The 12,257-nt window shown below is 68.3% G+C and carries 10 protein-coding genes; 7 read left to right on the forward strand and 3 right to left on the reverse strand.

Features of this window, described 5'->3' with window-relative positions:
- Window position 1 precedes the first annotated feature (1 nt).
- From ACFWPH_RS02275 to ACFWPH_RS02290, 4 genes are all read left to right on the forward strand, one after another.
- Window positions 2-754 carry a L,D-transpeptidase family protein gene (locus tag ACFWPH_RS02275; RefSeq protein WP_378747635.1) on the forward strand — a complete coding sequence of 251 codons (753 nt, stop codon included), beginning with the start codon at window positions 2-4 and terminating at the stop codon, window positions 752-754.
- 397 nt (window positions 755-1,151) lie between these two features.
- Entirely contained in the window at window positions 1,152-2,126 is a 975-nt protein-coding gene (locus ACFWPH_RS02280; protein WP_378747636.1) for a hypothetical protein, read from the forward strand.
- Window positions 2,127-2,194: 68 nt separating this feature from the next.
- Entirely contained in the window at window positions 2,195-3,187 is a 993-nt protein-coding gene (locus ACFWPH_RS02285; protein WP_378747637.1) for an Acg family FMN-binding oxidoreductase, read from the forward strand.
- Window positions 3,188-3,260: 73 nt separating this feature from the next.
- A complete protein-coding gene (locus ACFWPH_RS02290; RefSeq protein ID WP_378747638.1) occupies window positions 3,261-3,854 on the forward strand; it encodes a TetR/AcrR family transcriptional regulator in 594 nt (197 codons plus the stop codon).
- Between the two features lie 11 nt (window positions 3,855-3,865).
- Here the strand turns inward: ACFWPH_RS02290 and ACFWPH_RS02295 are convergent, their stop codons facing one another.
- Window positions 3,866-4,879 carry an SMP-30/gluconolactonase/LRE family protein gene (locus ACFWPH_RS02295; RefSeq protein WP_378747640.1) on the reverse strand — a complete coding sequence of 338 codons (1,014 nt, stop codon included), beginning with the start codon at window positions 4,877-4,879 and terminating at the stop codon, window positions 3,866-3,868.
- 168 nt (window positions 4,880-5,047) lie between these two features.
- On the opposite strand from ACFWPH_RS02295, the gene ACFWPH_RS02300 reads away from it, so the two are divergent.
- From ACFWPH_RS02300 to ACFWPH_RS02310, 3 genes are all read left to right on the forward strand, one after another.
- On the forward strand, window positions 5,048-6,889 hold the full coding sequence (locus ACFWPH_RS02300; protein ID WP_378747641.1) for a flavin-containing monooxygenase: 1,842 nt from the start codon (window positions 5,048-5,050) through the stop codon (window positions 6,887-6,889).
- Between the two features lie 85 nt (window positions 6,890-6,974).
- On the forward strand, window positions 6,975-7,886 hold the full coding sequence (locus ACFWPH_RS02305) for an ATP-binding cassette domain-containing protein (RefSeq protein ID WP_378747642.1): 912 nt from the start codon (window positions 6,975-6,977) through the stop codon (window positions 7,884-7,886).
- Entirely contained in the window at window positions 7,883-9,493 is a 1,611-nt protein-coding gene (locus ACFWPH_RS02310) for an ABC transporter permease (protein WP_378747643.1), read from the forward strand. Before ACFWPH_RS02305 ends, ACFWPH_RS02310 begins: the two co-directional genes overlap by 4 nt.
- 127 nt (window positions 9,494-9,620) lie before the next feature.
- Here ACFWPH_RS02310 and ACFWPH_RS02315 read toward each other — a convergent pair whose 3' ends face one another.
- Entirely contained in the window at window positions 9,621-10,823 is a 1,203-nt protein-coding gene (locus ACFWPH_RS02315) for a cytochrome P450 (protein ID WP_378747644.1), read from the reverse strand.
- A gap of 211 nt (window positions 10,824-11,034) precedes the next feature.
- Entirely contained in the window at window positions 11,035-12,252 is a 1,218-nt protein-coding gene (locus ACFWPH_RS02320; RefSeq protein ID WP_378747646.1) for a cytochrome P450, read from the reverse strand.
- Window positions 12,253-12,257 lie beyond the last annotated feature (5 nt).

The following is a 12,257-nucleotide window of genomic DNA, read 5'->3' on the forward strand; positions in this document are numbered from 1 at the left end:
CATGAATATTGTTGCCCGGCACCTGTTTCTGGCTCTCGCGATCGCACTGTCGATGATCGTCGTCCCGGCGGGGGCACACGCCGCGACCGCCGGTGAAACCGGCTCCGCCGCGGTCACCTCGGTCGCACCGGCCGACGGCGCAGTCGTCGGAATCGCCCATCCGGTTACCGTCCGGTTTTCCGATCCGGTCACCGACCGGGCCCGCGCGGAGAAAACGCTGTCGGTCACCGCCGACCGGCCACTGCCCGGAACCTATTCCTGGCACGGTGACCGGGAACTGACCTGGACACCCAGCGGGTTCCTCCCGGCGAACACCACATTCACGGTGAATTTCGGTGATCAGCGCACCCAGTTCCAGACCAACGGCGGAGTGGTCGCCGACGCGAACATGTCCACCCACACCTTCACCGTCTCCATCGGCGGTCACGTGGTGCGGACCATGCCGGCGTCCATGGGTAAGCCCGGTTACGAAACCCCGACCGGCACTTACCCGGTCCTGGAGAAGTTCCGCAACCTCATCTTCGATTCCCGCACCATCGGGATTCCGCTGGATTCGCCGGAGGGGTACCTGATCGACGGCGAATGGGCGGTACGTCTCACCTGGGGCGGTGTGTTCGTCCACTCCGCACCGTGGTCGGTGGGTCAACAGGGGAATTCCAATGTCAGCCACGGGTGTATCAACCTGGCACCCGGTGACGCGTCCTGGTACTACGAGAACGTCGGTATCGGTGATCCGGTGAACATCCACTGGTGAGCCGCCACGGCCCCTGCGCTGCGCCGCGCCCGCGGATCCACTAGAACAATGGACAGCGAGCGCGCGCAGTGAATCGATGAAGGGGGCCCGCGTGATGGACCGACCACCGCCGGGACCCGGCACACCCGGGGCCGGTGGGGAGAACCCGCCCACCCGGCCGGGCCCCTATGCCGGCGACCCGGGCCGGACGCGACCCCCGGAACACACGTTCCCGGACTACGGCGAACAACCGCCCGACCCCCACGCCGCATTCGGCCCCGTACCCCCGGCCTCTCCAGGCCCCGCCCCCGGGGACACGCCCATCGACCGAGCCGACCCCATGCCCACAGTGCCCATCCCGCGGCTACCGGACGCGGGCAGTGGCCACCCGGGATCTCCCGTCGAGCCCCCTGGGGGCGTGGCAGACCCGGAACTCCTGCCACCGGCCGTGACCGAACCGCAGTATCTGCCACCGGCCCCGGCCGGTTACTCGACGCCACCGCCGGGTTCCGCACCCGGTCATTTCTCGTCGCGCGCCGCCGAGCAGCCCGCGTACGCCGGATACGAGGGCAGTTGGTCGGACTGGATGACGTCTTCGGACGGCTATCCACCGCGACCCGGCGGCGAGTCCGCACAACCGGACGGCACCGGCACCGGATCGGCTTCGTGGGGCGACGGACCACCGGTCGATGACATTCCGGCGGATAGTCCGGACGGGTCCGTGGCGGGCGCACCGGATCCGGATGCCGGCACCGTGCCGGCCACCGCGCGTGACCGGCTCCGGGCCCGTCTGACACCCCGCGAGGTGCCCGCACCGACACCGGCATCCACCCGCACCCCCGGCACTCCGGGGCGAAACCGGCTCCTCCCGGTACTACTGGGCGTGGCGGGGGTCGCGGCGCTCGGGGCCGCCGCCTATGTGCAATTCGCGGTGGTGGGAGCCGGCGAACCCGACCCGGCGCCCGCGGCGGCGAATCCACCCGCGTCCCGGGCACAGGACATCCCGCCGGCAGCGGACCCGAACTGCCCGGCCGAGCGCCTCGGGAACACGGTGCAGGGGAACGGTCCCGGCGGCACCGCTTCCGGAACCGATGCCATCTTCGGTTTCCAGCACGCCTACTACGTGACCCGATCCGGTGAACAGGCACGGACCGTGGTCGCTCCGGATGCCGCGGTCCCGCCCGCCGCCGATATCCAGCACGGTATCGACACGATTCCCGCGGGTACGACGCACTGCCTCCAGATCACACCGGGGGCATTCGTCGGCCAGTACACCGTGGTCGTCACCGAACACCGGCCCGGATCCGCGCCACTGGGATACAACCCGCAACTGGTGACGACGATGCGAATCGGTGACCGAACCCTGATCACCGGTATCGGCCCCATGCCCTGACTGCCACGATTCGGTGCGGATCCCCGCAGGTGGTGGTCGGGGGCCCGGTAGCCGGGCAGACTCGGAAGATGGACGCTATCGGTACGGCTCGGGTTCCCGACCATCCGACGGTGCAGGCCGCTCTCTCCCTCGCTCGCCGCGCCCCTTCGGTCCACAACACCCAACCCTGGCGGCTGGTCTTCGACGGCCATCGGCTGCAGTTGTACGGCGATACCTACCGGCGATTGTCCTCGGCGGATCCGCAGGGCCGGCAGCTGATCATCAGCTGCGGCGCCCTGCTGGACCATATTCGCACCGCGTTCGCGGCGGCGGGCTGGTCCACCCGGGTGACCCGGTTGCCCGATACCGCCGCGGACCATTTCGCCGAGATCGAGTTCGAACCCGCACGGGATGTCTCCGATACCGTCCGGGCGCGCGCGGCGGCCATCGATCGCCGCTATACCGACCGGTTGCCGATGCTGCCGCCGCGCGATTGGGAGCGGGTGGAGCCCGTACTTCGGGCCGTGGCGGCGGACTGCGAGGTCACCGTGACCGTGCTCGCGTCCTCGGCCCGGCTCCGGCTGGCCGCCGCATCCGCGCAGTCGGCGGCGTTGCGGGCCTACGATCCGCAGTACCTGAACGAACTGCACTGGTGGGCCGGTAACGACGCCCCCGCCGACGGTGTCCCGCTCTCGGCCCTGGTGTCGGCCGCGGAACTCGCCCAGGTGGGGGTGGGCCGGGCCTTCCCGGCCGCGCCGCCCTCGCTACGGCGCGGCGAACTCACCGATGCGTCGCAACTGCTGGTGCTCGGCTCGGCCGCGGATACGCCCGTCCAATGGTTGCGGGCCGGCGAGGCCCTGTCCGCGGTGCTGCTCGAATGTACGGCCGCGGGGCTGGCCACCTGCCCGCTGACCCATATCACCGAGGTGCCGACGAGCCGCCGCGCCATCGCGAACCTGGTGCCCGGACGAGTGGAACCGCAGGTGGTTGTCCGGGTCGGTACGGCGCCCACCACTGCCGCGCAACCGCCGACACCACGCCGCCCGGTGGGTGATTTCCTGGAGCTGCACCGGTTGGGCTGATGCGGTTCACGGCGCGGGGAGCATCGGGCAGAATGCCCGGTTGTCCCGCCCGGCCACCCGTTACTCTGTCGTGATGACGACCCAGCAGCCCGGTCCGGAGGAGCGGCGGCCCGCGAATCGCGGACCGAAGGCTGCCGCCCACAACCGGGCGGCCCTGATCACCGCGGCCCGGGAGATCTTCGCGGTACAGGGCTTGGCCGCACCGCTCTCGGCGATCGCCCGCCGGGCCGGGGTCGGGCAGGGCGTGCTGTATCGGCATTTTCCCGATCGGGAGGCCATTGCGGCCGCGGTCCTGGAGAAGAATGTCCGGGAGATCGAGGGGGCGGCCGCGGCCGACGGCGCCACGCTCGCCGCGGTGCTCGGGGTGGTGACCTGGCATCAGACGCAGTCGGCCGCGTTCATCGGCCTGTTGCACGCCGACGGGATGAACCACCCCGCCGGTAGCCGGGCGTGGTCCCGGAGCCTGTCCGAACGGGTCGAGAACGCCCTGCGCCACTGCCTACCGGCCGACCATCGGCTGGGCGCGGACGATCTCATGCTGGCCATTGCCATGGTCTCCGGCGCCGCCACCGGTCCCACTCCGCAGGAACGTGAGCGCCGCGCGGTGGCGGCCTGGCGCCTGCTCGGCATCACGGTGGGACCGGTGCGCCCGTTCGAGGACGAGTGAGGCGTCCGGTGTCACCCGCCGTTCGACTGGCGGATACCTTCCGCGAGCGCCTCGAATGTGTACAGATAGCCACCGGCGGGGCCGCTGACGGTCATGTACGCCGTGGTCGCACCCGGTGTGATCGCCACATTGGTCGCCGATTCCAGGCCTTCGGTGCCATCCGGTAACTCCACTGTCGCGAGCCGCTGCCCGTTCGGGCTGTACACGGCCATCGCGGCCCGGCCGTGCAGGGCCTGGTAGAGATTCCCGGCCGCGTCCACGGCGATCGAGTCGGTCTGGGCGATACCGCCGTCGACCCGGATGGCGGTGTGCCGGGGGCCGGTTCCGCCCTTGGCACCGAGGTGCAGGTAGGAGATCCGGTTCTCGATCAGCTCGCTGACCCACAGCCCGCGATAGCCGGGGTCGAACGAGATCCCGTTCGGCGCCGCCAGGTCGTCGGCCAGGACGGTGGCCTGCTTGCCGGTCCGGTCGATCCGCACCACCCGTCCGATCGCAGCGCCGTCGGAGAGACCCCGGGAATCGCTGATGTAGAGGTTGCCCTCCTGGTCGAAGGCGATATCGTCGGGCTGCATCCGGGCACCGCCGACGGGGCCGGTGAAGAAGGTCCGCCGATCGGTGCCGCCGGGAGCCAGCGAGACGATCTCGCCGTGCGCGAAGTCGGTCAGGTAGGGCCGGCCGTCGTGCGGGCTGAACTGGGCCGATGTATAGGCGCCCCGGTCGTCGGTGAACAGCGAGCGCGAGGTCTTCTGTTCGATATCGACCCGCATCACTTTCGGCTCGCCGGCGGGTGCGGGGACGTCGACGACGATCAAATCACCGTTCTCGTCGAACGTCGGCCCTTCCAGCAGGGTCATTCCGTTCTTTTCCGGTGTCGTTTTCAGGCGCATGAATTCCTCGGCGGCGATGGTCGGTCCCGCGCCGTTGTGTGCTGTTTCGCCGGCGCTGTCGCCGGTACCGCACCCGGTCAGGACCAGCGCTGCAAGCGTGGCCGATGCCGTCAGGAATCGGATCCGAGGTTGTCGCATGGAGGTTTCGCTCTTTCTTCCTGGGGCTGTCGTGACGACAACCCTAACCGGACACTGTTGTCCGGTACTTGTTACCGTAGGTGAAGGACGCTCCCGCCGAGAGCAGTTCGCCAGTAGCCGGAGATCCGGCCGGTCCCCCGACAGCCGAGAGAATCGAGGCCCCCACCCATGACACCGTCCGCGCCAGCACCGACCCCCGAAGATCTCGCCACACTGCGGCGCCGCTATCACCATGAGCGCGAGCGACGGGTACGGCCCGACGGCACCGGCCAATACCTCGCCACCGATGCCGAATTCGGCTACTACGCCGCCGACCCCTACGTGGGCGAGGTGGCCGAGCGCGCGCCGCGCAACGACACCGTGGACGTCGCCGTCGTCGGCGGCGGATTCGGCGGAATACTGGCCGGAGCACACCTACGCGATCAGGGCGTGGAACGGGTCCGGATCATCGATACAGCGGGCGATTTCGGCGGCACCTGGTACTGGAACCGCTACCCGGGCATCCACTGCGATATCGAATCGCATGTCTACTTGCCTCTGCTCGACGAGACCGGATACGTGCCGGAATGGAAGTACTCACCCGGCGAGGAGATACGGCGCCACGCAATCCGGATCGCGGAAGAATACGACCTCTACCCGGACGCCCTGTTCTCCACCACTGTCACCGACCTGACCTGGGACGACACCACCGAGTACTGGCTCGTGACAACGGACCGCGGGGACTACTTCTCCGCGCGATACGTCATCACCGCCACCGGCACCCTGACCGAGCCGAAACTGCCGGGGATCCCCGGCATCCAGGACTTCCGGGGCCACACGTTCCACACCTCCCGCTGGGATTACAGCTATACCGGCGGCACCCCGGACGGCGGGATGACCGGGCTCCGCGACAAACGGGTGGGCGTCGTGGGCACCGGCGCGACCGGGGTCCAGGTCGTTCCCATGCTGGCCGCGGATACCGCACACCTCTATGTGTTTCAGCGCACCCCCTCCACTGTCGGCGTCCGGGCCAACCGCCGGACGACGGCCACAGACGTCGGCGCGGACCGCGCGGGATGGGCCCGGGAACGCCGGGACAACTTCCTGCGCATCGTCTCCGGCGAAACGACCGAGGAGGATCTCGTGGCCGACGGGTGGACGGCATCGGCCGGCCTGCTCGAAAAGCTGTTGCCCAGCTTCCGGCGGCGCGGCGACCGCGAAACCTTCGAAGCCGCCTACGAAGTGGCCGACGCCGTCAAGATGAACGATATCCGCGACCGCGTCCGGCAGACGGTCACGGATACGGAGACGGCGGAAAAACTCGCGCCCTGGTATCGGTACGCCTGTAAGCGACCCACGTTCTCCGACAACTACTATCCGGCATTCAACCGCAGCAACGTCACCCTGGTCGATACGGCGGATTCGCACGGGATCGAGCGGGTCACCGAAAACGGCGTGGTCGTCGACGGTATCGAGTACGAACTCGACTGTCTGGTCTTCGCCACCGGATTCTCCGTCGGTATCTCCGGTATCCGCTCCGGCAAACTCCCGGTCCGGGGCCGGGGCGGCACTCTGCTGCTCGACGCGTGGGACCGGCACGGCACCCGGACCCTGCACGGATTCACTGGAAACGGGTTCCCCAACCTGATCCATATGGGCCCCCAGCAGAACGCCAGTAGCGTCAATTTCACCCATATCCTGGACGAACAGGCCTGCCACGCCGCCGCCCTCATCGCGGCCGCCGAGGCCGCGGATGCCCTCGTGGAACCGTCCCGCGCCGCCGAGGACGCCTGGCTCGAAACCCTTTCGCAGGACGCGCCGGACCACGAGTGGTTCCACGCCGAATGCACCCCCGGCTACTACAACCGGGAGGGGCGTGGGCGTACCAGCGGAGCGGGCGCGTATCCGCACGGCGCCTATGCTTTCCACGAACTGCTGCGGCAGTGGCGAGCGGAATGCATCGACGAAGCACTGCGGGCCAGGAGTTCCACCGGCGAGCTCGCTCCGCGACCGGAACTGGTACCCCGGTGAACTGAGCACCGCACACCTGTGGGCGCCCCGATGTCCCGGCGCGGAAAACCCGCGAATCCCGGCGGCACCGGAATAGGGTGCATTCATGACAGCCGCGATCGATATCTCCGGTCTGGTGAAGAAATTCGGCCGCACTCGTGCCCTGGACGGTCTCGACCTGCAGGTCTCCGCCGGCGAGGTACACGGTTTCCTCGGCCCCAACGGGGCCGGTAAATCCACCACCATCCGCGTGCTCCTCGGTCTGCTGCGGAGCGACGGCGGATCGGCGCGGTTACTCGGCGGTGACCCGTGGGCGCAGGCTGCCGAACTGCATCGCCGGCTCGCCTATGTTCCGGGTGATGTGAACCTGTGGCCCGGCCTCACCGGCGGCGAGGTGATCGATCTGCTCGGGCGGCTGCGCGGCGGCCTGGACGAGAGCCGACGCAAGGATCTGCTGGAACGATTCGACCTGGACCCGACGAAGAAAGGCCGCACCTATTCCAAGGGCAACCGGCAGAAGGTCGCCCTGGTCGCGGCGCTCGCCTCCGATGTGGAACTACTGCTGCTCGACGAGCCCACCGCAGGCCTGGACCCTCTGATGGAGGCGGTATTCCAGGAGTGCGTGGAGGAGGTGCGCCGGGCGGGCCGGACCGTGCTGCTGTCCAGCCATATCCTGGCCCAGGTCGAGGCGCTGTGCGACCGGGTGACCATCATCCGGCACGGCCGGGCGGTGGAATCCGGGACGCTGACCCAGCTACGCCACCTCACCCGGACCTCCATCGACGCCGAAACCCAGCGCCCGATCACCGGCCTGGACGAACTACCCGGTGTCCACGATCTGATCGCCGACGGCACCCGCGTCCGCTTCCAGGTGGACACCGTCGACCTGGGTGCGGTGATGGAACATCTGACGCCCTTCGGGATCCGCACACTGACCAGTCAACCTCCGACTCTCGAGGAACTGTTCCTCCGCCACTACGGCGACGAACTGGCGGCGGCGGGGGTGCCGGAATCGTGACCGTGCGGAATCCGGCCCGATATGCGGGCACATTCACCGGTACCGGTGTCCTCACCCGGTTCGCGCTGCGCCGGGAACGCCTGCCACTGGTGGCCTGGATCGTGGGCGGCACCCTGATCTACTGGTCGCAGGCGGTCGCGTTGGACGCCGCCTACCCGGAGCAGGCCGAACTGGATGCGCTCGCCGAGAGTTTGGGCAGTAATGCCGCGATGATCGCGATGGCGGGACCACCGCGGGTGCTGAACACGGTCGAAGGCCAGGTCGCCTTCCAGTCCGCTGCATTCGGCATGCTGGTGGCCGGGCTGATGAGTATGTTCCTCATCGGCCGGCACACCCGGTCCAACGAGGAATCCGGCCGCGACGAACTCATCCGGTCGGGTGTGGTGGGCCGCTACGCCCCTTCCTGCGCGGCGGCGCTGGTGACGGTGGCCGCGAATATCGTGCTGGGCGCGGCGATCGCGCTCAGCCTGATCGGCTACGGACTCCCGGCCGCGGGCTCGATCGCGCTGGGGGTCGGCGCCACCTGCGCCGGACTGGTGTTCGGTGCGGTCGCCCTGCTGGCGGCCCAGCTCAGCGCGAGTACCCGCACCGCCTATGCGATCACCGGCGCGGTGCTGGGCATCTCCTATCTGCTGCGCGCGGTGGGCGATGTCGGCAACGGCGTCCTGTCCTGGTTCTCGCCGCTGGGCTGGGGTCAGGCGATGCGGCCCTACGACAACGAGATCTGGTGGCCGGCGCTGCTGTCGATGGTGGTCGCGATCGGCATCGGGGTGGCGGCGGCACGGGTGCTGGACCGGCGGGATTTCGGCGCCGGAATGCTACCGCCCCGGCCCGGGCCGGCGCGGGCGCCGGAAACCCTGCACGGCACGTTCGGCCTGGCCTGGCGGCTCCAGCGCGGCAGTCTGGTCGGCTGGGCGCTGGGTATGTTCTTCGGCGGCCTGGCCTTCGGCACGATCGGCGACGATGTCGAGGATCTGCTGGGGGAAATCGACCTGAATCAGGTGCTGGGCCAGAACATGGGCAGTATGGTCGACGCCTTCTATGCGATGGCCGTAGCGATACTAGCCATCATCAGTTCTGCGTACACGATCTCCGCCGGATTGCGCCCGCGTGGTGAAGAGGCGGCCGGGCAGGCCGAGCCCCTGCTCTCCACCCAACTCTCCCGTTTGCGGTGGCTGGCCGGGCATGCCGTGATCATGCTGGCCGGTTCGGCGGTCGTGATCGCGCTCAGCGGGTTCGGGATGGGCCTCACCTACGGCATTCTGGCCGGCGATCTATCGCAGGTGATCACGCTGACGGGTGCCGCGCTGACCTACCTCCCGGCAGTGTGGGTGCTGGGCGGGATCACCCTGTTCCTGTTCGGGTTCGCACCGCAGGCCACGGCCTGGGCGTGGCTGGCGATGGCGTTCTGCGTGGTCGTGCTGATGTTCGGCGCGACCCTGAAGTTCCCCGGCTGGCTGATGAGCCTGTCGCCGTTCGACAATATCCCGCTGGTACCGGCCCAATCGTTCGACCTCGCCCCGGTTCTGATCACCCTGGCGGTGGCCCTGCTGCTCTGCGCGGCGGGCGCGTTCGGCTTCCGCCGCCGCGACCTGGAGACCAACTGATCGCCGCACGGCCCGGCCGCGCAACCGGGGCCGCACGCCCGGCGTAGACATGTCCCTCGCCCGGGTTCACCGCAAGGCAGTGGTCCCCGGTCGGCGGGCTACCGTCATTCCGGCCCGGCCGACGGTTTCAGTGACCGCCGGTGAGTATCGGCGGACTCGCGGGGAAAGTGACCGGCAGCGAGACCAGGGCTCGATGGAACGGGCCCGGTCGCCAGCGCAGTTCCGCACGCGGTACGGCGAGCTGCATTTCCGGGATCGCGTCCAGGAGCTGGTCGATGGCATCGCGCACGATCAGCAGCGCGACCGATTGGGCCGGGCAGCTGTGCGGGCCGATACTGAACGCCAGATGCGACCGGTTGTGGGCGAGGCCGCCGGTATTGATCGACGGGTCGTTGTTACAGGCGCTCATACTGATCAGCACCGGTTGATGCGCCGGCAGCCAGATACCGTCGATCAGGATGGGCTGGCGCGGATAACTGATGCAGTAGTTCGCCAGCGGTGGATCGTTGAACAGCACCTCGTCGAGGGCATCGCGGGTGGACAGACTGCCGTCGAGGACCGTGGCGGCGAAACGCTCATCGGTGAGCATCAGCAGCAAGGTATTCGAGATGAGGCTCTGCGGCGGTTCGGTACCGGCGCCGTACATCAGCGCCAGCTGCTGACGGATCTCCTCGTCGCTGAGGTGAACCGGATGCTGCACCAGACGGCTGGTGATATCGTCGCCCGGCCGCAGGCGTTTGAGCCGGGCCAGCTCGAGCAGAGCGTCGGCCTGCGTCGCATTACCCGCTTCCGCATCCACCGTGTCGAACATGGCCGCCAGTCCCTGTGCCGCCCGATGCCCGAGTTCGGGTGGGCAGCCGAGTAACGCGTTGAGGGTGGCGAAGATGAGCGGGGTTGCGTACTGGCCGACCACATCGCAATAGCCGTCCGCGCAGAACGAGTTGATCAGCGAGATCGAGATCTCCTCGATGATCGCGTGCAGTTCGTGCATATCGACACCGTCGATCGCCGCGACCGCGGCCGACCGATAGCGCGCCCGGTCGTGTCCCACGGTGCGCAGCGGGTTCGGGCGGTATTCCATCATCGGCAGCACCGGGCAGTCCGCGCGGACACCCTGCTGCCAGACGCGCGGGTCGGCGGGGAAATGCTCGGGATCGTGCATGATCCGCACCGCGGTGTGGTAGCCGATCACCAGGGTCGCCGGAACGCCCGGGGCCAGTTCCACCGGGGCCAGCGAGCCGAAGCGTTGGCGCATCGCACGATAGGCCTGGTGCGGGTCGGCCGCGAATTCCTCGGTATACAGGGGAATTCGCGGGCCAGCGGTGTCCACGGGAGATCCGTGGGTCAACGGGACGCTGTCGACCGTGTCGTACCGATCAGTTTTCGCTGTGGTCAAGACATCACACTCCGAGGTTCGTACGAATCAGCGAATAGTGCGGGTTCGCAGACCTATCCGCCGACTCATACCTCCCGTTCAGCGACGTCCGCGACGAGCCATCAGCATGAAGTTGTAGGTATCCGTCCTGAGCACGGTACCGGTATCAGGACAGGTACACAGGCAATTTCTGATGACCGTTGGAAACGAAACTCACCACCGGTTTCAGCTCGTCCGGCTCCACCGCCAACCGCATGTTCGGGAAGCGCCGGAACAGCGCGGGCAGCGCCAGTTCGCCTTCCATCCGGGCCAGCGGCGCGCCGATGCAATGGTGGGCGCCGTGCCCGAAGGCAATATGGTCTTTGACCGCACGCGCCGCATCGAAGGTATCGGTGGTGGCGCCGTGCACCTTCGGATCACGGCTGGCGGCCGCGTACGACGCGAGGATGGCTTCGCCCTTACCGATCCGCAGGCCCTCGATCTCGATATCCTCCACCGCGAAACGCAGCGGCAGATGCGCCACGGGGGCCTGGTAGCGCAGCGTCTCCTCCACCACATCCACCCAGCCGATGTCGCCGGCCAGCGCGGCGGCACGCTGCTGCGGATGCGTGAGCAGCGCGACGATGGCCTGATCCAGCAGGTTGACCGTCGTCTCATGCCCCGCGTTGATAACCAGCATCAGCGTATCGATGATCTGATTCTCGGCGAGCTGCGCACCGTCCTCGTCCCGGTTCGTGATCATCACGCTGGTGATGTCGTCACCGGGATTCGCGCGCCGGTAGGCCACGAGTTCGGTGACCAGCCCGTACATCTCGACATAGTTCGCCTGGGCTTCTTCCTGCCCGATGGTGGTGTCGAAATACCGGTCGACACAGACCCGCAGGCCCGGGCCCAGCGTATCCGGGACCCCGAGCAGTTCGGTGATCACCTGGATCGGCACCGGGTAGGCGTAGTGTTCGCGTAGATCGACGACCTCACCGGCCGGGACGGCGGCCAGTTCATCGAGGAGTTCGGCGACCAATGCCTCGACCCGGGGCCGCAGGCCCACGGTGCGGCGATGAGTGAACGCCGGCGATACCAGTTTGCGCAGCCGCCGATGGTCGGCACCGTAGGCGGTGAACATATTCTCCACCGCGATCCACGGCAGCAACGGCCAGTCCTCGGTGATCTCGCCGTTGGCGAACGCCGTCCAGTGCTGCCGCGGATCCTTCGACACCCGGGGATCCGCCAGCAGGCTCTTCAGAACCGCCGCATCGGTGACCGCCCAGGCCGGCACCTCGCCGGGCAACTCCACCAGCGCCGCCGGTCCCTGGGCACGCAACCGGGCGGACTCACCGACGACATCGGCACCGGCCATATCCAGGACGATGGTTTCGCGTTCCAACGAAC

The organism is Nocardia sp. NPDC058499 (assembly GCF_042719915.1).
Classification (GTDB): Bacteria; Actinomycetota; Actinomycetes; order Mycobacteriales; family Mycobacteriaceae; genus Nocardia.